Origin of the sequence: Leptospira andrefontaineae (assembly GCF_004770105.1) — a bacterium.
GTDB classification, from domain to species: domain Bacteria; phylum Spirochaetota; class Leptospiria; order Leptospirales; family Leptospiraceae; genus Leptospira_B; species Leptospira_B andrefontaineae.
The window spans coordinates 468,282-490,087 of sequence record NZ_RQEY01000018.1 but is presented as its reverse complement, the minus strand read 5'-3'; the positions used below and the strand labels follow the sequence as shown (position 1 = coordinate 490,087).

Annotated in this window: 17 protein-coding genes and 1 tRNA gene; 3 read left to right on the top strand and 15 right to left on the bottom strand. The window is 40.3% G+C overall.

What is annotated here, in order from left to right; translation table 11 throughout:
- Positions 1-9: 9 nt before the first annotated feature.
- Positions 10-552, bottom strand: a complete 543-nt coding sequence (locus tag EHO65_RS13945; protein ID WP_135775187.1) for a hypothetical protein — start codon at positions 550-552, stop codon at positions 10-12.
- Positions 553-884: 332 nt separating this feature from the next.
- Here EHO65_RS13945 and EHO65_RS13940 point away from each other — a divergent pair, with 332 nt between their 5' ends.
- A complete protein-coding gene (locus EHO65_RS13940; protein WP_244243533.1) occupies positions 885-2,270 on the top strand; it encodes a sensor histidine kinase in 1,386 nt (461 codons plus the stop codon).
- A gap of 33 nt (positions 2,271-2,303) precedes the next feature.
- Positions 2,304-3,011: a LytR/AlgR family response regulator transcription factor gene (locus tag EHO65_RS13935; RefSeq protein WP_100711685.1), complete on the top strand. Its 708-nt coding sequence runs from the start codon at positions 2,304-2,306 to the stop codon at positions 3,009-3,011.
- A 110-nt stretch (positions 3,012-3,121) separates the two neighbouring features.
- Here EHO65_RS13935 and EHO65_RS13930 read toward each other — a convergent pair whose 3' ends face one another.
- The 3 genes from EHO65_RS13930 to EHO65_RS13920 all read right to left on the bottom strand — a co-directional run bounded on the left by EHO65_RS13930 (position 3,122) and on the right by EHO65_RS13920 (position 6,595).
- Positions 3,122-5,341: a membrane dipeptidase gene (locus EHO65_RS13930; protein ID WP_135775185.1), complete on the bottom strand. Its 2,220-nt coding sequence runs from the start codon at positions 5,339-5,341 to the stop codon at positions 3,122-3,124.
- Between the two features lie 14 nt (positions 5,342-5,355).
- Positions 5,356-5,910, bottom strand: coding sequence for a hypothetical protein (locus EHO65_RS13925; RefSeq protein WP_135775184.1), 555 nt, complete (start codon positions 5,908-5,910; stop codon positions 5,356-5,358).
- Between the two features lie 609 nt (positions 5,911-6,519).
- Positions 6,520-6,595, bottom strand: a tRNA-Asn gene (locus tag EHO65_RS13920).
- A gap of 217 nt (positions 6,596-6,812) precedes the next feature.
- Between EHO65_RS13920 and EHO65_RS13915 the strand changes: the two genes are divergently transcribed.
- Positions 6,813-10,406 carry a vitamin B12-dependent ribonucleotide reductase gene (locus EHO65_RS13915; RefSeq protein WP_135775183.1) on the top strand — a complete coding sequence of 1,198 codons (3,594 nt, stop codon included), beginning with the start codon at positions 6,813-6,815 and terminating at the stop codon, positions 10,404-10,406.
- A 133-nt stretch (positions 10,407-10,539) separates the two neighbouring features.
- On the opposite strand, the gene gspN is transcribed toward EHO65_RS13915, so the two are convergent.
- Genes gspN through gspD form a run of 11 tightly spaced genes read right to left on the bottom strand, consistent with a single transcriptional unit; the run spans position 10,540 to position 21,800 of the window.
- Complete coding sequence (gene gspN / locus EHO65_RS13910) at positions 10,540-11,499, bottom strand: type II secretion system protein GspN (protein WP_135775182.1); 960 nt, start codon at positions 11,497-11,499, stop codon at positions 10,540-10,542.
- Between the two features lies 1 nt (position 11,500).
- Positions 11,501-12,031, bottom strand: coding sequence for a hypothetical protein (locus tag EHO65_RS13905; RefSeq protein ID WP_135775181.1), 531 nt, complete (start codon positions 12,029-12,031; stop codon positions 11,501-11,503).
- 12 nt (positions 12,032-12,043) lie between these two features.
- Positions 12,044-13,660: a cell division FtsA domain-containing protein gene (locus EHO65_RS13900; RefSeq protein ID WP_135775180.1), complete on the bottom strand. Its 1,617-nt coding sequence runs from the start codon at positions 13,658-13,660 to the stop codon at positions 12,044-12,046.
- On the bottom strand, positions 13,660-14,790 hold the full coding sequence (locus tag EHO65_RS13895) for a type II secretion system minor pseudopilin (RefSeq protein WP_135775179.1): 1,131 nt from the start codon (positions 14,788-14,790) through the stop codon (positions 13,660-13,662). Before EHO65_RS13895 ends, EHO65_RS13900 begins: the two co-directional genes overlap by 1 nt.
- The gene (locus EHO65_RS13890) at positions 14,787-15,482 is read right to left on the bottom strand and encodes a type II secretion system protein GspJ (RefSeq protein ID WP_135775178.1); all 696 of its coding nucleotides are present in this window, start codon (positions 15,480-15,482) and stop codon (positions 14,787-14,789) included. Before EHO65_RS13890 ends, EHO65_RS13895 begins: the two co-directional genes overlap by 4 nt.
- 1 nt (position 15,483) lies before the next feature.
- Positions 15,484-16,032 (bottom strand): prepilin-type cleavage/methylation domain-containing protein, encoded by a 549-nt coding sequence (locus EHO65_RS13885; protein ID WP_135775177.1) that lies wholly within the window; start codon positions 16,030-16,032, stop codon positions 15,484-15,486.
- The gene (locus EHO65_RS13880) at positions 16,013-16,582 is read right to left on the bottom strand and encodes a type II secretion system protein (RefSeq protein ID WP_135775176.1); all 570 of its coding nucleotides are present in this window, start codon (positions 16,580-16,582) and stop codon (positions 16,013-16,015) included. Before EHO65_RS13880 ends, EHO65_RS13885 begins: the two co-directional genes overlap by 20 nt.
- A gap of 5 nt (positions 16,583-16,587) precedes the next feature.
- Positions 16,588-17,070, bottom strand: a complete 483-nt coding sequence (locus tag EHO65_RS13875; protein ID WP_135775175.1) for a type II secretion system protein GspG — start codon at positions 17,068-17,070, stop codon at positions 16,588-16,590.
- 23 nt (positions 17,071-17,093) lie between these two features.
- Positions 17,094-18,320 carry a type II secretion system F family protein gene (locus EHO65_RS13870; RefSeq protein WP_135775174.1) on the bottom strand — a complete coding sequence of 409 codons (1,227 nt, stop codon included), beginning with the start codon at positions 18,318-18,320 and terminating at the stop codon, positions 17,094-17,096.
- Positions 18,321-18,331: 11 nt separating this feature from the next.
- Positions 18,332-20,005, bottom strand: coding sequence for a type II secretion system ATPase GspE (gene gspE, locus EHO65_RS13865; protein ID WP_135775173.1), 1,674 nt, complete (start codon positions 20,003-20,005; stop codon positions 18,332-18,334).
- Positions 20,006-20,009: 4 nt separating this feature from the next.
- Positions 20,010-21,800, bottom strand: a complete 1,791-nt coding sequence (gspD, locus tag EHO65_RS13860) for a type II secretion system secretin GspD (RefSeq protein WP_135775172.1) — start codon at positions 21,798-21,800, stop codon at positions 20,010-20,012.
- Between the last annotated feature and the right edge of the window lie 6 nt (positions 21,801-21,806).

Below are 21,806 nucleotides of genomic sequence, written 5' to 3'. Positions count from 1 at the left end.
CCCTACTTACTAGTTTATATGTTTTTTGTATTCTTCGGTTACGTTTTTCAGCTTTTGGCCGTACAGTTCTTTGCCGGCTAGGATCATTCTGCGTTTTTCGTCATCAAGGCGCTCTGGATATCTTTCTTCCATTAAGCGCAATAACTCCAGTTGGTCTTCCTGGAGTTTTATCTGTGCTTTATAATATTGATCAATTTCCTTCCGGGTTGCTTTTCCGGAGTAAATTTTTCCGTACAATGTCGCCCAAGATTCTAAGAGTTCTTCTTGTGCTTTTTTTTCGCCTGCATCTTGAGGAGTGGCAACTGCCACCCAATATAGATTATCCGGTGTTTCACTCTTTAATAGAGAAGCAGATACAACTGCATTATCTTCGTTATAGGAGGAAGAAGAAGTTCCTGAACCGATAAATCCGGAGAAGAGAGAGAACCCTTCTGAAAAAATATTTTTGGAAGAGGATTGAGAGGCTCCGGCCTGACTTCTCGTGAAAATAAAAATGAGAATAACTAGAACAAAAGCAGAAGAAATCAGTAATGCGTTTTTCTTAGTGAGCATCGGCCGAACAGTATATTACATTATGCTCCGTTATGCAAATTCTTTGTAACTATTTATTAGAAAAATGTTATAAATATTTGAAAACATGCTCTAGTACTTTTTGCAAAGCAAAAGAAGAATTAAAATCGGTACTTAAGTCATAAAATTATAAACTAGAACAGGTAGTACTATGATAATTGCTTGTATTCTTGGAGATGAGTACATTCTTTTTTCTGGAATTTATGGCTTTTCTAATTCATCTTTTTGACAAAGTTTTTTCACTAGTTTTCCTAAATCGAATGATCGGACAAAAAAGGGAGTTTTTTAAAAGGGAAAGGGATAAATTTGGAAATATGCAGGCGTTACTTAGGTTTCTTTTTGGGCTCAATTATCGTTTTGCACTCAGACAGTATAGAAAGGCAAAGATACTTTCTTCCGTGAATTTTGCTCCGGTATTCACAAGGAACGCTTATCTCGAAATTCTGATCGTACTCAGATATGTTTACCTGATCCTTCCTATTATCATTCTACCATTTGCATTCTATGATCTAGTGGATGCGTTTTCGGATGCTAAGGACAATTCGTTCGTTTTATTTGATCTCGTCTTTTATGCAGTTTTTCTGACAATGAATGTTCTTTTGAATTCAGGTCGTTTGCATAGAGCGGATCTGGATCGGATCAAATTACTTTGTAGGATCGGGGTACTTCTCCTGTCCTTAACCGGGACCTGTATCACAGTTGTGGTATTTCCTAGACTTCCCGAAATTTCTCTCTTTTCCACCGCAATGTTCAGTGTTGCAATCATGTTTAGATTCCCGGATCATACTAAATATTTTATCTACACGATCAATTATGCGATTTTATACGGTTTTATCTATTATAGCGGGAATCGAGAACCTGTACTTTTGCAAAACCCCCTTGTTACCTTGTTTTTGATCTTAATTTTCGATCGTGTGTCTTTCTTAACTTTGGCAAATACTTATCTTAAAACCCAAAGGATCATTCGTTTAAATGAAAGACTAAGGGAAGAAGATACAAATAAAAGTGATATGATCAGTATTGCAGTTCATGATCTGAAAAGCCCACTTTCTGGGATCATGAGTATTAGTACGATCCTTCGCAAAAACTTAAAATCATTTTCGGATAAGGAGAAGAAGGAGATCCTTACTGATATAGAAAGTTCTTCCAGAAAAATTTTAGGGCATATTGACGATCTTGTTGGAATTGCCGCTTCCGGCTTTGAGAATATTAAAATAGATTATGATATTTTTAATATTAATTCTTATATAAGATCTACTATCCAAAACTTTGATTACCAAGCTTCTCTAAAACGTATTCAATTCCATACCCAATTTGATAAGGAGGATCTTAAAATACGTTCTGATAGAAAAGCCGTGGCAAGTATTTTAGACAATTTAGTTTCAAATGCGGTAAAATATTCTCCTCCTGGAGGTTCTATATTCATACATTCTAAACTGATCAAAGATAATGGTGACTTCATACAGATTCAGATCAGTGATGAAGGAAAAGGATTCACAGATGAGGATAAAAAACTTTTGTTCTCTAGATTCACCCGACTTTCAGCTAAGCCCACTGGCAATGAACCTTCTACAGGAGTTGGGCTTTATGCGGTTCATAGATTAGTAGAACTATTGAATGCAAAGATCAGTTTGGAAAGTAAACCTGGACAAGGTGCGACATTCACACTTCTATTTCCTCGAACGAAAATTTCAGATTGACCATTTAAGAATTTCTTATAGAACTCGCTAAGCATGGTGAGAGCTGTTCTAGTTGAGGATGATAAGCTGATGGCAAGGACCATCCAGCATTATTGTAGAGAAGCATTTGGAAAAAGCCTAGTCTCTCTCAAAACATTCGATGAATTGACTCCTGCTCTTTATAGTATTAAGGAAAATCCAATCGACCTTCTTCTTTTAGATATTAATCTAAAGGGGCAATCAGGTTATGAGATACTAAAACTCCCTGAAAAAGATTCATTCTATACAATTGTGATCTCTTCCGATAAACAAAATGCAGTAAGTGCATTTGATTTTGGTGTTTTGGATTTTGTAGCAAAACCATTCACTAGAGAAAGATTTATTGCAGCAATAGATCGTATGAAATCTGCTTCCGCTTCTAAGGCGGATTCTATGCGTAAGAATAGTATCTCCTTGAAAAAAGACGGAATGATAGAAGTGATCCGTTTCCAGGATATTCTATATTTAGAGGCTTCCGGTAATTTTACGGAAATCCATCTCAAATCCGGGCGAAAAGAATTGATCCGCAAAACAATGGAGTCCGTTCTCGCCGAACTGAATTCGGATTTTTTTCGTTCTCATAGATCATTTATTATCAATTTATCCGAAGTAAAAAAGATCTTACATGGAAAAGGAAATCATTTCAAAGTCCTTCTTGGCGATTCCGCAGAAGTTGCCTTATCCAGGTCAAATTATAATACTCTAAAAGATATGTTGGGTTGAAAAACTTAAGACGTATTCACGGACCCGGCTGATTCTCAAATTTCTATTTAAACAAAAAAAAGCCCGCAGGGTTCGGCGGGCTTAAGAAAAATCTATTTCGTTAGATTTCTTTATTGGATGCTTGCACCTCTTGTGACCGCATTCTGCCACATTGTATTGAAGAAGTCAGCGGAACGATAAACCGGTTCCAGATCGGAACGTTTGAGTCCTTGCTGTCTTAAATCTTCAAAGAAGTCCGGCATAAGCCCGATATGAGAAGCTCCTTCCGTATTGAAGTCGAATGTCCTGTTCCCGAATGTATATTTTCCAAGAGAAGGTAAAGCTGAAAGAGTTGCAGCTTTTCTAATGGAAGCATCCGGAGCAAAAGGATAGCCTACTTTAGCAGAATCAGGTTGAGCGATCGTAGACACTCCTCCAGGACATGCACGAGTTCCGTACCGAGGTCCAGGCATATGAGCGAATCCGTTGAAGTCGGTCCCGACAGAAATTCTTCCATCGTAAGCTTGGTCTCCGATCAGATTTCGAAGATACTGATAGGATTGTGCAAATGTCTGGGTGGTTCCTCCACAAGCGTGAGAGATATAAGAACCATCAGAATTTTGTCTCCACTCTCCTACTTCATCCAGATTTCCTTGTCCTGGGATTAGTCCGATCATTCCACCTAAAGCGATGATACGTTTGAGTGCTGCACCAGTTGGGTTTGCCTCATGACGATTTCCTTTGTTCGCCATATCATATACGCCGGTGTGACCTGTAACAATACCTGGATAAGCTTGTTGTTCTGCATAAGTTAAAGCTCCTTCCAAGGATCTTGCGGACATATGGCCCACATCTATGATCATACCTTTTTTCATTAAGGCCTTCATGATCTTAGGTCCGTAAGAAGTTAAACCTGCGGTATTACAATCTTGTCCGTAATGTTTACAATCATACTTGGTTCCACTTCCAAGGATATTATAGAGACCTGCTCCGCCAAATCCGTTGGTTTTCAAGTGAATTGGGAAGATATAACGCAAACCTGCGTCATACATTTCCTGAACACCTTGGGTGATCATCGAATCAGTACAAGTTGTAGTTGTACAATCTACTAGGTAATCTACCTCTGCACCTAATACCACTGCGAGTTTACCGGCAGCGATTACACTTTGTGCTTCTGCAGGAGTTTTTACGATTCGGAACCAACCGAGCCCTGCTCCACCACTTTTCTGATCGATCCAAGTTTGCATATCATATACAGCTTGGGTCTGACGACGTAAAGTGTTCATGTCGTTTAGATCATAGATCGGATCAGTTGCGATTGCGATCCCTTTGATAATATCCGGAAGACCATTGTCTGTCGCTCCGAACATATAATCACCATTTACAGCAAGAACTACCATAGTTCTTAAGCCGCCTTCATAGGCACGCTTAACCCACTCATAATACATTGTCTGGTGAGTGTAACTATTGTTTGCAGGCCAATAAGGGAAACTTGCGTATCCTCTATTATCATGTTTTGCCGTAGAAAGTAGAGCTCCAATAATATCGTCTTGAACGATTGCTTCTACTCTGGAGTGTCCTGCAGAGTGGCCTTCGTTAGACATACTCGGGCAGTCTGCGAGTGCAGTTGCCGGTTCTCCATATGGAGCACCATGGAAGATTACTCCTCCGAAACCTAGGTGAGCCATTGGGTGAGTATGAAGATCCACATAACCTGAAAGAGTTCCTGTTCTTTTGAGAGAATCTTGAGCACCTCTTGCATACGCTTTTGGAGCGGACTCACAACTTGAATCTGCAACATACCATTCTCCCCACATTCCTGTGGTTCCGGTGTTTACACATTTAGTTGGAGTTGTATAAGTTTTACCTGCGATGGTGATCGGCAATTGCGCACAAGCAGCTTCCCAGGTGATGCCTACAACGTTCCAAATACGGGAAGAATATTTTCTTTTACCCGCATACGTTCCAGAGGTTTGGCAACCATCATTCTTATGAGTCCAGTTATAAGCTCCACCGTCATCTGTAGCGGACCAGTTTGCCTCGCAGGAGTCGTCGAGTACATCGAATTCTCCCCACATATTCAAACCAGTGTTCTTACAACGACTAGGCTTAGTAAATACTTGGCCGTTAATGGTTGCTCCCATATTCGCGCAGGTGGTTTCCCAGCTTTGCCCCGAAGGGATCCCGTAAAGGATTGCTGAATACTGGCGTTTGCCAGGGAAAATTGACGTACAGCTATCCTTCTTGAATGTTCCCCAATAAGGATCCGCAAACAAGGATGCGCTTCCTGCGAAAAACATCGTACATACTACGAAGCTGAATACAGACCTTCGTACTGACCGATAATTCATAATTCTCTCCGAATCTATTTTTGGTTTATGTGTTTTTCATATTCATCTTTTACGTTTTTTAACTTTTTAGCATATAGTTCTTTGCCGGCCAGGATCATTCTTCTCGAATCGTCGTTCAAACGTTCCGGATATCTATCCTCCATGATCTTCAATAGTTCTAATTGATCTTCATGTAGTTTGATTTGAGCTGTAAAATACTCATCTATCTCTTTGCGAGTTGCTTTATTGGAGTAAATCTTTCCGTAAAGAGCCGCCCAATCTTCTCGGAGTTCATTCTGGGCTTTCATTTCTGCGGCATCTCTTGGAGTTGCTACAGCTACCCAATATAAATTGTCAGGTGTTTCATTTCTCAAAAGAGAAGCAGGTATAAGTCCTTCTTCGTCGTTTGAAGAAGAATTGGAGCCGATGCCTAAAAAATTGGATAAAGAAGAGAATCTTTCGGAAAAACCGCTTTTTGGTGAATGAGAATGAGCGGCCTCGGTATCCTTCGAGGAGGAAGGAAGTATCAAAAGAACAAATAAACCTAAGATAAGGATGGATACGGCAGCCAGTGCTATTTTACGCGACATACTAAGGAAGATACAAGTATTTGAGCACCTGCGCAATGAGTTTGGGATGAAAGTGTATCTAGGTATGATGAATGGGAAAAAACTTATGAGTGCCTTATATAAGGGAAATGTTTATATTCTATCGATTGTTATATATAGGGCTTTTAGTCGAATTGCCTGATTTCGATTAACAACGGGTTTGTTATGCGAAATCAGGGGGGGAAAAAGGTCGTTTTGAGGGAAATATCGTCCTTTTTCCAGTGGAGTCTTCTATTCTTAGTGGCTTCGCGTGAAAACAAATCTGCCAAATTTTGGATCACGCAAAGGCGCAAAGATCGCTAAGGAATTTCGAAATAAAAGGCCGCGACAGCGATTCGAAGGGCTTTTTAAGTCCGGGCTTGCCCGGATGAGCGCGGAGCGCGAACCCGTAGAAGCGCGGTCTGAGCGTTAGCGAAGAGTCGCCCTAACCTTCCTGGTAACCATAGCTTTTTCAGGGATTTTCATATTAAAATTTTGGATAAAATAACGGAAATTATAATAAAAAGACTAAACAAATGTGGATCTACGGGGTCTATTAAGAAGATCGTAAATATACCGAAATTTGGTAAGATTGGAAGGAAAGGAAAAGATTGGCTCCCCCTGCAGGGCTCGAACCTGCGACCCAGTGATTAACAGTCACTTGCTCTACCGACTGAGCTAAAGGGGAGTGTCTGGTAGCAGAATCCAGTTTTTAGAAATGAGGCAGGCTGGCAATGAAAAATCTTCGAGACATAGGTATTTTCTGATCGGATCTACATACAATTTTCCGGCGAAAACCGAACAGCTTTTGGAAAAAGTACTATGGGAAAATTTGAAAGCTATAGTAGCGTGACATAATCCAAAAACGCACTATATTTTGCCGGAGTTTCATTGAGGAGCATGCTATGAAGCTAAATAAACATTTCACTTCACCTGAGAAGGGATTTTCTAAGGACTTAAACTGGGTTAAGAGGAATTCTAAGATCTCTAACCCTGACGGATCCGTTGTTTTCGAAGCTAAGGATATTCTTGTTCCGGACCAATGGTCTCAAGTTGCAGTAGATATTCTTGCCCAGAAGTATTTCAGACGCAAAGGAGTGCCAAAATACTTAAAAAAAGTAGATGAAAAAGGCATTCCAGAATGGTTACAGCGCTCTGAACCAGACACTGAAAAACTTTCTTCTTTAAAAGCAGAAGATCGTTTCGGTGGAGAGGCATCCGCACAGGAAGTATTTCACCGTTTAGCGGGCTGTTGGACTTATTGGGGATATAAATACGGTTATTTTTCCGACGAAGAAAGCGCTAGAATCTTCTATGAAGAAGTTTCTTTCATGTTGGCTTCTCAGATGTCCGCTCCCAACTCCCCTCAATGGTTCAATACTGGATTACATTGGGCGTATGGGATCGACGGTAAATCCCAAGGACATTTCTATGTGGATCCTACCAGTGGAAAATTGGTAAAATCTTCTTCCGCATACGAACATCCACAACCTCATGCATGTTTTATCCAAAGTGTAGATGATGATTTAGTAAATGAAGGTGGTATCATGGATCTTTGGGTCCGTGAGGCTCGCTTATTCAAATACGGTTCCGGAACAGGAACTAACTTCTCTAACCTGAGAGCGGAAAATGAATCCCTTTCTGGCGGAGGAAAAAGTTCCGGTTTAATGAGTTTCTTAAAGATCGGAGACCGTGCCGCTGGTGCGATCAAATCCGGAGGAACCACTCGTCGTGCAGCTAAGATGGTATGTTTGGATGTAGATCATCCGGATATCGATCGTTTCGTAGATTGGAAAGTAGAAGAAGAGAAAAAAGTAGCTTCTCTTGTAACCGGATCCATTCTGAACAACAGACATTTGAATGCGATCATGAAAGCTTGTTACGAGATGGAGGGAGAGGATCGTTTCGAACCTAAAAAGAATGCCGCTCTTAAGAAAACCATCGTAGAAGCTAAGAAAGTTTTAATTCCTGATAATTATATCAAAAGAGTGATCGATCTTGCTAGACAAGGTTATAAAGAATTAATATTCGAAGAATTAACAACCGATTGGCAATCAGAAGCATATAATACTGTTTCTGGACAGAATAGTAATAACTCAGTTCGTCTTCCAAATGAGTTTATGACTGCCGTTGAACAAGATCTTCCTTGGCATTTATATAACAGAACTGAAAAGGAAAAAGCTCTCAAAGAAAAAAGAGCTGCTAAACCTGCAAAAACGATCAGAGCAAGAGATCTTTGGGATAGAATTTCTTTTGCAGCTTGGTCTTCTGCAGACCCAGGAACACAATATCATACTACCATCAACGAATGGCATACTTGTCCTGAAGATGGAAACATCAATGCTTCCAATCCATGTTCAGAATACATGTTCTTGGACAATACTGCATGTAACCTGGCTTCTGCTAACTTACAGAAATTTGTAGATCCGGAAACTCTTGTTTTTGATGTAGAAAGTTTCCGTTATCTTTGCCGTCTTTGGACAATTATCTTAGAGATTTCCGTGACCATGGCTCAGTTCCCTTCCAGAGAGATCGCAGAACTTTCTTATAAGTTCAGAACTCTTGGACTAGGATATGCAAACCTTGGTTCTGCATTGATGATCATGGGAATTCCTTATGATTCTAAAGAAGCGATGGCAATCACTGGTGCCATCACTTCTATCATGCATATGACCGCTTATGCTACTTCTGCGGAAATGGCAAAAGAATTGGGGCCGTTCCCTGGTTATGAGAAGAACAAAAAGCATATGCTTAGAGTTCTAAGAAACCACAAGAGAGCGGCTTATAATGTTCCTTCCGAAGATTATGAAGGTCTGACTATCACTCCTGTTGGAATTGATCCTGCCTACTGCCCTTCTTACCTTTTAAAAGCTGCTCAGGAAGATTCCGATAATGCAGTTTCTTTGGGAGAAGCTCACGGATACAGAAACGCACAAGTTACAGTGATTGCACCTACAGGAACTATCGGTCTTGTAATGGATTGTGATACTACTGGTATCGAGCCTGATTTCGCTCTTGTGAAATTCAAAAAATTAGCGGGTGGTGGTTATTTCAAAATTATCAACCAATCCGTTCCTTTGGCTCTTCGCAAATTGGGATACTCCCCTTCTGAGATCGAATCTATCGTTAATTATTGTAAGGGACATGCTACCTTAAACGGAGCTCCAGTAATCAATACCCAAAGCCTGAAAGAAAAAGGTTTCACGAACGAGATCTTGGAAAAAGTAGAAGCTTCTCTTCCTTATGCGTTCGATATCAATTTCGCATTCAATAAGTTCAATTTAGGTGAGAACTTCCTACAAAAGAATTTGGGAATCGCAAAAGAAACTTATGATTCTTTCACATTCAATCTTCTTGAGCATTTAGGTTACTCTAAAGATGAGATCAATAAAGCAAACGACTATGTTTGTGGAACAATGACCATCGAGAACGCTCCTTACTTAAAAGAGAAAGATTATCCGGTATTCGATTGTGCAAACAAATGTGGCAAATACGGAAAACGTTATCTTTCCTATGAGTCCCATATCCGTACAATGGCTGCTGCTCAGCCGTTTATCAGCGGTGCGATCTCTAAAACCATCAACCTTCCGGAAGATGCAACTATCGAAGATATCAAAAACGCATACTATATCTCTTGGAAGATGATGGTAAAAGCGAATGCTCTTTATCGTGACGGATCCAAACTTTCTCAACCTTTGAACTCAGTATTGGAACTTCTAAACGGAATCGAATTAGAAGAACAAGAAGAGATCGTAGAAGCTGCGGTCGCTAAAGATCCTTCTCAATTTGCGGAAAAGATCGTTTATAAGTATATATCCCACAGACGTAAACTTCCTAATAGAAGAGCGGGTTATACTCAAAAAGCAGTAGTCGGTGGTCACAAAGTTTATTTAAGAACTGGTGAATACGAGGACGGACAACTCGGAGAGATCTTCGTGGATATGCACAAAGAAGGTGCGGCGTTCAGAAGTTTGATGAACGCATTCGCGATTTCCGTTTCCTTAGGTCTACAACATGGAGTGCCATTAGAAGAGTTTGTGGATGCATTCACATTCTTCAAATTCGAGCCAAATGGTATCGTGACCGGAAATAAACATATCAAAATGAGCACTTCCGTAATCGATTTCATCTTTAGAGAACTTGCGATCACTTACTTGGGAAGATACGATCTTGGCCAAGTAGCTCCGGAAGATCTAAGAGGAGATGAGATTGGATCCAGAAAATCTTCTGAGTCCATCCAGCCTAAGGCGCCTGTTTCTCAACCTGCGGCTACAGTGGTGGAGACTGCTCCTGCTTCTGAGCCGGAAACAATTTCCTACTCTCAAATGATGAGGACGGAAAAACCGAGTTCAGGGATTGCTTTGATGGAAGAGATCAAAATGGCAAGGATCAAAGGATATACCGGAGATTCCTGCACAGAATGTGGATCTTTCGAAATGGTAAGAAACGGTTCCTGCTTGAAATGTATGTCTTGCGGGGCGACCACTGGGTGCTCTTGATCTAAGAGTCCAGTCCGGATAAAAAGAAAAGCCTCAGGTGGCGCAATCACTTGAGGCTTTTTTGTATCTTTAGAAAAAATGAATATTCTCTCCTGCTCTATTTCGTTTGAGAGAAGTTTAAAAATTTGTTTAATTAAGGAACAGGGCCTGCGCCAGGTAAACCGGCGGGAGCGTTCAAGCCAGGGATCTTGAATTCAGGTCTTTGGAAGGTCCCAGTGATTGGGATACATTTTCCACTTCCGCCTTTTTCTAAAAGATCCAATGCACCTACAATGATCTGATTCTCTGCCGCAGAGGCAAAATTTCTTTCTAACTCGAAACAAACTCTTAAATTTAATTGGGAATTAGGTAGTGAATCCGAAAGTCTTAGATTCCCATGAAGATCCAATCTTGCGACGGACGTATCTATAATAAATTCTTCGAACTCTACCATTCCTTGGTCAATTCTGGAAGTGATAAGTATTTTATTTATGAAAAAGTTTTCTATTTTTCCTATAAAAGGAATTTCAGGAAGATTAGGGAAAGATCCGAATTTTCCTTCCGGCATTTTAAGAGAGAATGCACCGCCGAATCTACTTGCAGGGACAGATAAAGAATCCAACTGCAAATGACCTTCTAACTCTCCTATGTTTCCGAGAGTTTGGCCATCGTAATCTACTTCTAACTCTTCAATTTCAAAATCACCGTTTACCTTTTTTCTCAATAAAGAAAAAAGTCCTGCCTTGATCTGAGCATCTTTAGATCTGATCTTGAATGTTTGGCCCATGATCTCCATGGATTTTACGGAAACTTTTCCGAGTAGGACCGAAACCGATAACTCGTTAAAAAATATACTGCTTGGTTGTCCGGAGGATGAACTCATTAACTGCCGGACTATGTTTTCATAGGGAAATAATAGGATCAAAAAAAGAAGAAAGGAACTAAGCCCACTTCCGATCAATATAAGTTTTTGTTTTAGTGAAAATCTGGGAGTATCTTCTTCCTCTAATCCATCCGGAGGTAATTCCTCCAATTCCATCGTGAGGAACTCTTCTTCCTCGTTGGAGATTAATTCTTCCTCATCTTCTATTTCTATCTTTTTTGCGCGAGCCATCTTATTTTCCGGGAGCGACACTATAGGCCGCAATTTTCATGTTCACGTCGTAGGTATTTTTGTCTTGGTAAGGCTTATTGGTTTGGAAATATTCAACCCTCGCGTTTACCTTATTACCTTTGTCTATATCATACAACACAGACATGACGTTTTCCAGAGGCACACCTCTTAAATTCACTTCGAAAACGATTACTTGGTATTTTCCTTTGTCGATTGCTTTTGCAGGGATAGGTCTCATTGTAGAAATTCTATCCTTAACTCCATTATCGGAAAAGATCCTTTCTAACTTTGCGGCAAACGCACTTTGATCATTCTCTCCTGTGTTCACATTTTCCAGTGATCTGAAAAATAGATAATCAGAGATTGTTTTATCCAACTGCGCGACTAGTCCGGGAGTATTGTTTACTGTTTCAGAAAGATCGGTCCTAAGCCTGTAAATTTTACGGACTACTAAGAATAATAGCAGGACCACGATCAGTCCGGCAGCAATAACTAATAAAAGTTTTTCCCTAGGTTGTAATTTTTGCCACATAGACGATTCCCCTTAATCGTTTTCTTCGATTTTAGAGGTCACCTCCATCTTGATCACAAAGGAGACTTTAAATGTTTTGAGTCCGAAGTTCGGACGGTTACTATCTAATTTTACGTTTTTGAACATTGGAGAACGGGCCAAGGAATCCTGTACTTTTCCGATTTCAGAGATCTCGTTTACGGCACCTTGGATGGATACGGAACCATTATCATAAGTAATACTTTGGAATAAGAAAGGTTGCATTCCCGGATCTGGAAACTTTAAGGAAATTTCATGTAGTACGTCCAATACACTCGGTTTGGAGAGATACTTTCTATAGAGTTCGGTTTTTCTTTCTGCACCATCTCTTAGGCTTTTGGCAAATTCAATAGGATCTCTATTAGAAGGAACGCTGGAACCGGTACTGGATTTTACTTTTTCAGCTAGGATCTTATTGGCAGCTGCTAACTTTCTTTTATCGGAAATAATCCCTAAGAAAAATACTCCGATCAAGAGTACGAAAGAAACAGAACTCAAGATAATATGAGGTTTAAATATACTTATATCGAATAAGTTCTTATTAAGTCTTTTTACATAAGGAGTTTCTAAAAAATCTATTTTAGCTTTTTTAGATTGGATCAGATGATACGCCATCCCATAGCAGGTAGCGAACCTATCCGGATCCGCGCTTAAGAAATCATATCTTCTGGCTTGGATCCCAAGGTTTTCTCCTATATAGGATTCCAAATCCCTGACCTTACTTCCTTCTCCTGAAAGGTATACTACCTCAGGTCTTTCTGTTTCTTCTAAAGAAAGAAAACTTCTGCGGACTTCTTCGCTTAAGGATGTGAAAAATTCCTGAGCGATTGCAAATGCCTTTTTGATATCTGCAACTTTGAGTTTGTATTCTTTTGCAAATAAATTCAAACCATCCTCAGGAGAATGAAATGGTTCGAATTGGATACTGGTCTTTAAAGCTTCTGCCTTATCTTTAGGGATCTTTAATGCTTTAGAAATTTCTTCCGTAAGAGTATCCCCTCCAACGGAAAGAAAACGAGTGTGAGCGATCTTTCCATCTTTGGTAACATTCAGGATGGATTTTTTGCCGCCAATATCCAACTGAGCAACATTTGCGAATTGTATCTCTTTATGTAAATGTTTGGAGATAACGGAACCTAGACATACTGAATCCACGAAGATCCCACGAAACACAAGGCTGGATTCCAGAAATGGAGAAGCTAATGTATCAAACTCTGAATGATGAGAAGTATAAGTGATTACGTCCGATTTTTCTTGGTCTATCCTCCAAACGGAACCGAGGACTTCTACTGTTTCCATTGGGAAAGGAACCCTACTTTCTATTTCGAAAGGGATTACTTCTCTCACCGCTTTTTCTGTAGTTAAAGGAATGGAAATCTCTCTTACAAAAAGTCTGTCTAAAGAAAGTGAAAGTACGATTGCATGTTCTTCTGCAAAATATGTGTTTATGAAACGAAGTACATTTGTTTCATATTCCTTTTCTTCCATTCTGGAGATAGGCATGGTCTCTGCTCTAAGTAGAGTCAGATTCCCTGCAACTCTTTGAAACAGAACACCTTTTACAGAATTTGTACCGTAATCTACGGTTAAAAACTTTTCGTATAAGAACATTAATCTTCTCTATAATATAGCATCAGGTTATTGGTCAGGTCAAAAATTCCGGTGATCCTACGAACAATCTTAGGTCCTTTCATAACATCGGAACTTTTTTTACTATTATAGTTTCTTTCTACTTCCCCGACTGCACTGATCCGGAATATTTCACCCTTTGTTTTGATCCTTCCACCGGAGACATCGGTTCCTTCTCCTGCTAATTCTTTATAGAGAGAAAGTCCACCCACCGAAGGTACCTGGAATTCTGGGATAGTTTCCAGATCCTTAATTTCTTTCAGGTAACCGCCCTTTTTGATCTTCATTTTCATGATCTGAAGAACGGTTTGACGGTTCATAAAATCGGATAGAGACATTAAAACGAAGTACGGTGCGGCGTTCAAGTTGATTCTATCGTCGTAGTTTCTCTGGAAGGGAACAAATGCGGTCAAATTATTTGCCAGAACGAAATCAGACTCTCCGATCAGGCTTTTTTCCTCGTCGGACATAAAATCCTTGGAATACTTTTGTTCATAGTCCGGGGGTTTTTGGGAACCGTACACTATTTTAGGATCGAAACCTTTCACAGAGGTAAGCTCAGAAAGAGAATACATGTATGCGTTTTTGATCTTTCTCGGCGGGGTCAGTTTTTCATAATATGAAATTTCGAAATTACCTTGGCTATCGTCATCCAGCCAATCCACCACCGGGTTGAATAGGTCTCTCTTCATGCCCAAACGTTCCAGAAGTCTTTGGGCCATTTCTTGGTTTCTTAAATTCAGTTCTTTTGTGTCTGCATTGAAGATAGAATTCAGATTAATTTTTCCATCTTCTCCCTGGATCTTATAATAAATCCATCCTCCTCCCATTGGGACCGGCGGTGGATTTAGACCTATCCCGGATTGGTATAATTGTTCTTCCGGGATTTTTCTGAGTGCTGCTAATGCACCTTGGAATCCAGCTTTTGCTAAAAGAGAAGCTTTGAATCCGGACATTTCTCCTTGGGAAATTTTATATTCTGCCATTGATCTTTCCGCAAAATCCAAGGTGGTTGTTAGTGCAGCTACACCTATACCTCCAACCAGAAGCATGACGATTGCTCCTCTTCTTCTCGAAAATCTTCTGCCTTTTAGACCAAGACCTGAATTCATTTCAGAAGCATCCCAGGGAAAGCAAGAGTTTCAAAACGTCTTTCTTTGTTTCCCATATTCGCGATGATCTCTATTCGAATAAGACGAGGGATACTTTTTCTTTGGAAGGAATCCCATTCTTCTTCCCATTCTTTTCCTGTTTTGGAAAATTTAAAAGAGAGGGATTTTACATTATCCAATAACTCGTATTCTTGTCCGCCTACGAATGGATAACGATCTACTATCTCATCTTCTCTTCTCATTAATTTATAATAATCAGTGCCGTCTTTTTGTTTTAGATAATATTCTACTTCTCTTACTTCAGGAAGAGCGACTTCTTCCGAGTTTGGATGGACTGCTGCGAATACTATAAAATGATCTTTAGTACTTTCTCCAGGATGCCTTGGTCCATCTTCCGATTTGCGTCCTTTTCTACTTACGAAGACCAGATTTTTTTCCGTTTGGAAATAATATGCCATGGTCAATGTACTTCGAATATTTTCGATAACGGAGATCGCTTTTTCTCTATCCACACCTTCCGAGCCGGAAGTTGGACGAGTAACTTTTAAGATAGTAGCATAAGTTCCGAATACCATTCCGAGTAGAACCCCGAGTAACGCGGCAACAATCGTTAATTCTATCAGCGTAAATCCAGACCTTCTTCTTTTACGAATAGACTTAAGAAATATTGAATGTTGAGAAGCTATTCCCATATCAATTCATCCTCGCCTTATAGGTCTCGATCGTGTACTGTTCTTTTACTGGAATCCCTTGGTTATCTCTGCCACCTGTGGGGTATTCTATTGTTACATAAATATGAAATACTGCGATAAGTCCACCTGTTGCAGAACCTTGATTATTCCCGGTCCTTTTTGCAATAAGTTGATTCATGCTGGAGTTTGCACCTCCTAGAAGGTCCTCCGGCTTTTTGCCGCTATCTTTTCCAGCCATTTTTAGAAGATCCAAGTTCTCTTCTTTGATGATCGTGGTAAATCTCCAGTCTTTGTATCCTGGAATTTCCCCGGAACTTGTATCCGCTTGTAGAATGGTAGCAGAATCTATCTGGGCCATTTTAATTTTTGCTAAATGAGTTGCTTCTATCTGAAGTGCCGCAACTTTTTTAAGTCGTATTCCTTCGGAAACTACCATGAGTACATAGAGGAGCCAACCTGCAGCGAGTGCAAACGCCAGGGTCATTTCTAAAATAGTAAAACCTTGTCTTTTTTTAAGAGGGTTTTTTCTTTTAAAACTTACTCGTACCATATTGCTCGCTACGTTTGTATTCTTCCAATTGTTCCTTGGAAACTACAACTTCCCCGTCTTCTATTTCCGATTTACCGCCGTAACGTTTAATGATAAGGGTTCTCTTGATCTCCGGATCCGGACCTAAATGGATATAAAAATCTTCCGCTACTGCCATAGGAGAGAATGGAATTCTGATCTTTCCTGTATTATATCTATAACCTCTTCCATCCATCACATCTACGATTGCAGAAGAGCTAGGAAGTTCTCTGTCTTTGAATACTGGAACTTCTTTCAGGCCGGTATCGTCCCTTTCCATATCTATGATGGTATAAGTTTCAGTATCTACGTTCAACTGAAGATAGACTGTTCTCTGGTTGATCTTTGCCCTACGAAAACAGAAGTTCACAACGTCATGCAATAACATCGCTTCTTCTTGGGCACCAGGCGTGAGTAAATTAACTAAGGAAGGAAGCACAAGAGCGAACATCACTCCAATCAGGAACACTGCGACTCCCAATTCGATCAATGTGAAGCCGGAACGGATCCGGCCTTTCGCTCTTGGGCCCATTTGATTTATTTTTTAGCGCCGGATGCAGAAGCGAATTGAGGAGGATATTGTTCTTCTTTAGTGATATCAAAGTCCGAGTTCAAACCTTCTCCGCCTTCTGCTTTGTCTTGACCAAAAGTAATGATCTGGATCTCACCCGCTCCATCATATCTGAGCTTATATGGGTTTTTCCATGGATCTTTGATAGAATCCTTGCTGCTTACCATTGGGATCCAGGTCTCAGGAATTTCTCCGTTAGTTGGTCTTTCAACTAATGCGTCTAAACCTTGCTCTTCGCTAGGATAACTTCCGAATTTGGAAGCGTATCTTTCCAAATGTAATCTAAGTTCCTGTTTGTCTTTTTTGATCTTCATCTTTGCAGTCTCGAGGCTTACTCCACCGAAATCCACGCTGACAAGAATGATAGTCATCAAAGCACCTAAAATGGCGACAACGATCGCTAATTCGATAAGAGTGAATCCTTTTCTCCGTTTGTTTCCCGTTTTCAAAGTCGGTTCTCCTATTTCTATTGTTATATACCTTGCAAGTTTTGGGTCAAGCTGAACATCGGAACGATGATCGCCGCCATAATGATACCAATCGCAAAACCCATAAAAACAAGCATCAAAGGTTCGATTGCCTGGGTTGCATTTTTTAAAGCGGAATCCACTTCTTGGTCATAGATTTCCGCGAGTTTATTTAACATCTCAGGAACTCGGTCCGAAACTTCTCCGGCAGACATCATACCTATAACTAGTTGTGGCAATATCTCTGACCCAGTGAATGCAGCAGAAAGTTTCTCTCCTTCTCGAATTCTATCGCATGCATTTCTGATTTCTTGTCCGAAAACGGAATGGTTAACGATCTGTTCTACGATTTGGAGAGAAATAATGAGAGGAACCCTGTTTGTAAGAAGGATTCCTAGGTTCCTAGCAAAATTGGATATGAGTACTTTTTTATTGAGAGTTCGGATGATCGGTATCCTAAGAACGAACTTCTCCCATTTTTCCTTACCTTCCGGCGTGGATTTATAAAAGAAGAAGCCTATAACCATTGCACCGATTGCAGGAAAGATAAGAAACCAATACCCCGTCAGAAGTTTGGAACTTCCGATTACGATCTGAGTAATCATAGGAAGTGTTGCATTAAACTCTACGAATAGATGTTCGATCTGAGGAACTACTGTGGTAAGTAGGAATATGATAACGATCTGTAAAAGACAGAAAATAATTCCCGGATAAACAAGCGCTGTTGTGACCTTACCTTTTAACTGTAGGTTTTTTTCTTCCATCTCAGCAAGACGCATGAGTGCAGTTTCATAATCACCTGTTCTTTCTCCTACGGAAACAAGAGAAGGATACTGGTTCGGAAATACATCCGGATGTTTTCTCATCGAATCGGATAAAGAACTTCCTTCGGTAATATCCGCCTGCATCGCGATCACTACTTTACGAAATACTTCGTGGTCAGTTTGTTCAATAATACTGGAAAGAGATTTATCTAAAGGAATACCTGCACCCAAAAGAGTTCCGAGCTGTCTGGAAAAAAGACCTATGATCTTTTTAGGAACTCTATAAAGAAGTTTTGCTAAGAATGGAAAAAGTTCTCTGTCCTTTCTTTCCGCATCTTCTGAAATTTGGCGAACGTATAGACCTTTTCCTTTAAGTTTTGCTCTTGCGGATTGGATATTGGGGGCATCTATAATCCCCTTCTCTTCCTTTCCTTTTTTGTTAAACGCAGTATAAGTAAAAAGTGCCATGGAAGGAAAACTTAAGTCACCCTTAGAACTTCATCCGGGGTGGTAACTCCATCCAATACTTTTCGGATACCATAATCTCTCATGGTAGCAAATCCGTTTTCTAAAGCGACATCATTGATCTTGTTCGTATCCGATCCGGCAAGTATTGCATTTTTGATCTTACTGTCTATGATCAGAAGTTCATAAACCCCTGTTCTTCCCTTAAACCCGGTGTTCATACAATGTGAACAACCTTTGCCTTTGTATAAAACTCCACCTTTTAGATCCTTCTTGGAAATTCCGATGGATTCCAATTCCTGAGGTGTAGGCTTATAAGAAGTTTTACATTCTTTGCATATAGTTCTTACAAGTCGTTGGGCCATAAATCCCAATACTGTAGAAGTAATAAGATAAGGTTCAATTCCCATATCCACAAGTCTTGTGGCAGCAGAAGCCGCATCGTTGGTGTGCAAAGTGGAAAATACCAAGTGACCGGTTAAGGAAGCTTGGATCGCGATCCTAGCAGTTTCCTCATCCCGGATCTCCCCCACCATGATAACGTCCGGGTCCTGACGTAAAATAGCGCGTAACCCGGTCGCAAATGTGAGTCCGATCTTCTCCTGCATCTGCATTTGAGAAACACCATCTATCTGATATTCCACTGGATCTTCGCAGGTGATGATATTTCTTTCTTCAGTATTCAGCTCAGTTAGAGCGGAATATAACGTGGTGGATTTACCGGATCCAGTAGGACCGGTTACTAAGATAATACCGTGTGGTTCGTAAATTAGAGTACGAAGTGTTTTTACAAGATCCGGATAGAATCCCATTGTTTCCAAGGAATATTTCTGATCGGTTTTATTCAAGAGACGCATAACGATACGTTCTCCGAACTGACAAGGAATTGTAGAAACCCGGATATCCACATCCTTTCCTGCAAGTCTGAGTTTGATCCTACCGTCTTGAGGTAATCTATTCTCTGCAATGTTCAGGTTGGACATGATCTTAATACGAGAAGTGATCCCTGCATGATAAGACTTAGGGGGAGTCAAAACATTATGCAGAATACCATCTATCCTATAACGAACCACTAGGCTTTTTTCGTAAGGTTCTACGTGAATATCGGAAGCCCTCTCATTTACCGCTTGAGAAAGGATCACGTTCACCATCTTGATGATAGGAGCGTCGTCTGAAAGGTCGATTGTTTCGTTATCAAAACCTTCTGCGAGTTCAGAGAAACTACCTTCCATTTCATTCAGCATATCTTTTGCAGCTGCGGATGTAGTATCGAACTGGGAGTGGATAAGCCTCATCACTTCCGGTTCAGGTGCGAGTATGAATTCTATTTTAAATTCTTTTAATGCAGAACGTACATCGTCCATCGGGTGAAGATCCGTAGGATCGGACACCGCAATTTTAACATTCTTCTTATTTAGTTCGAAAGGAACTATTTTACTTTTTTGGATAAGCTTTAGGGGGATACGGTCGTAAACTTCTTCCATTCCCTTGAAATCCAGTTTTTCCCGGAATTCCATTTTGTACAGGCGGGCCATCGCCTTGAGAACGTCTACTTCTCCTGCGATGCCCTTTTTCTGAAGAATATGCCCTAATGGTAAATGATTCTTTTTTTGTAGTTTGAGAGAGTCTTCTAGATCCTTGGCGGATATGACCCCGTCTTCTACGAGAATATCACCTAGAGTTTTCACTGTATTATTCTCCGCGTTCCTTGATGGTGGCTTCCTTGTTTAGAACCCTTTCCCTTTCAATTTCATATCTTTCTTGCTGTAGTTTCTTCTTAACAGTCATCTTATCAGCAAGTTCACGATTATCCAAGATATGTGGAGTGATAAAAACCATCAAATTGGTCTTTTTTAACTGTTCAGTAGTTCTACGGAAGATCCAACCCAGATAAGGGATATCGCCAAGTAACGGGATCTTGATCAGACGTTTTTGTTTATCGTTGGAGATCAAACCCCCGATCACGATCGTTTGTCTATTATCGATAGTGATCGTAGTTTTTACTTCCCTTCTGTTGAATGTTGGGTTTCCTCCGGCAAGAGCGATGGAGGCAATATTTTTGATCTCTTGTAAAAGATCTAAAGTGATCCGGTTGTTCTTATTCACGTGAGGAGTGAATTTTAACTTAATACCTGTTGGACGATATTCATAGTTGTCCACTGTCACAGCGTTTGCACCACCCAAACCTGCGTTACGGCTTTGGGTTCTAACTGGAACGTCTTGTCCAACGTTGATCTCTGCTTCTTGGTTGTCCAAGGTAAGAACTTGAGGAGCTGATAATACGTTAAAATTCTCGTTTCCTTGGTTTGCACTTAAGATACCTAAGATCTGTTGTGCACCTGCTTGGACGAAACCGAGAGAGAATCCGGATAAAGTGTTTAGGTTCGGGTTGATCCTACCACTAGAATTGATGATATTTCCTTCTTTAGCAAGACCCGAGTTGAACTGGCTATAAGGACCTTGTCCTTGGAATCTCCAGTCAATGCCGAAGTCATTTGTATCAGTGGAAGAAAGTTCCACGATCAATACTTCTAATAGAACCTGCTTTCTTGCAGAATCTAAAACTCGGATAATTTTACGGATCTCATTCCATTCCGCTTCAGTCGCGGTTACGATCACTGAGTTGGATTCTTTATGAGCAACTGCTTTGATCTTTTCTACTTTAGGCGCAGGAGGAGGTGGTGCACCAGGTGCACCGCTTGCAACAGGAAGATCTCCTACCATAGGATTATCTAATTTGATCAGAGTAGCTGCAATCTTCTCCGCTTCGCTAAATTCTAACGTATAAATATGGACATCACCAGCAGAAGCAACTGCCCCAGGAGTGGTTTCATCAGGCCTTACATCCAACTCATTTACTAAAGTTAGAAGTTTATTGATGTCAGCGGTAGAACCTGAAAGTACGATCGTATTCGTATTTCTATAAACGATAATATCTGTATTAGGAGAAGTTAATCTTTTTAAGATAGGTTCCAATTCTTCCGGTTTAACGTTTTCAACGGGAATGATCTGTGTAATAATACGATTATCTAACGCTTCCGTTTCGGGAATAGGTTCTTTACCTACTCTTACATAAGGAGATCTGGCAAGTGCATCCTTCAATTTTACGATAGTGATCAGGTCCACTTCTTCTACGATCGCGAATCCCATGGATTCCAAAACTGCCTTCATGAAAGGAAATGCGTTTTTGATAGGGATCTCTCTTTGGGAGATGATTGTGATCTTTTTACCTTTTAAACTCTCATCCAAGAGAATGTTTTTCTTTAGGATTGCGCTCATCCCTTTTAGAAAATCATTAAGTTCAGTATCTCTCCAGTTAGCATAAAAGGTTTTTTCCTTTGTATCTTCTGCAGACGGGGTCGTATTTCTCTTAGTACCTTTTTTGGAGGCTTGGGAGAGTAAACCCTCGTTCACCGAAAGAAGAAGTAAAAACGCAAATGTTGCGTTTCTCAAATATCTGGATCGTAAATCTGTTTTGCGCATTTAATC

Excerpts from the sequence above, each read along its gene's own strand:
- EHO65_RS13915 (WP_135775183.1), top strand. The coding sequence starts at position 6,813 with ATGAAGCTAAATAAACATTTCACTTCACCTGAGAAGGGATTTTCTAAG.
- EHO65_RS13870 (WP_135775174.1), bottom strand. The coding sequence starts at position 18,320 with ATGGCACTTTTTACTTATACTGCGTTTAACAAAAAAGGAAAGGAAGAG.
- EHO65_RS13935 (WP_100711685.1), top strand. The coding sequence starts at position 2,304 with ATGGTGAGAGCTGTTCTAGTTGAGGATGATAAGCTGATGGCAAGGACC.
- EHO65_RS13880 (WP_135775176.1), bottom strand. The coding sequence starts at position 16,582 with ATGGGCCCAAGAGCGAAAGGCCGGATCCGTTCCGGCTTCACATTGATC.
- gspD (WP_135775172.1), bottom strand. The coding sequence starts at position 21,800 with ATGCGCAAAACAGATTTACGATCCAGATATTTGAGAAACGCAACATTT.
- gspN (WP_135775182.1), bottom strand. The coding sequence starts at position 11,499 with ATGGCTCGCGCAAAAAAGATAGAAATAGAAGATGAGGAAGAATTAATC.
- EHO65_RS13945 (WP_135775187.1), bottom strand. The coding sequence starts at position 552 with ATGCTCACTAAGAAAAACGCATTACTGATTTCTTCTGCTTTTGTTCTA.
- EHO65_RS13905 (WP_135775181.1), bottom strand. The coding sequence starts at position 12,031 with ATGTGGCAAAAATTACAACCTAGGGAAAAACTTTTATTAGTTATTGCT.
- EHO65_RS13930 (WP_135775185.1), bottom strand. The coding sequence starts at position 5,341 with ATGAATTATCGGTCAGTACGAAGGTCTGTATTCAGCTTCGTAGTATGT.
- EHO65_RS13940 (WP_244243533.1), top strand. The coding sequence starts at position 885 with ATGCAGGCGTTACTTAGGTTTCTTTTTGGGCTCAATTATCGTTTTGCA.
- EHO65_RS13925 (WP_135775184.1), bottom strand. The coding sequence starts at position 5,910 with ATGTCGCGTAAAATAGCACTGGCTGCCGTATCCATCCTTATCTTAGGT.
- EHO65_RS13890 (WP_135775178.1), bottom strand. The coding sequence starts at position 15,482 with ATGGGAATAGCTTCTCAACATTCAATATTTCTTAAGTCTATTCGTAAA.
- EHO65_RS13900 (WP_135775180.1), bottom strand. The coding sequence starts at position 13,660 with ATGTTCTTATACGAAAAGTTTTTAACCGTAGATTACGGTACAAATTCT.
- EHO65_RS13885 (WP_135775177.1), bottom strand. The coding sequence starts at position 16,032 with ATGGTACGAGTAAGTTTTAAAAGAAAAAACCCTCTTAAAAAAAGACAA.
- EHO65_RS13895 (WP_135775179.1), bottom strand. The coding sequence starts at position 14,790 with ATGAATTCAGGTCTTGGTCTAAAAGGCAGAAGATTTTCGAGAAGAAGA.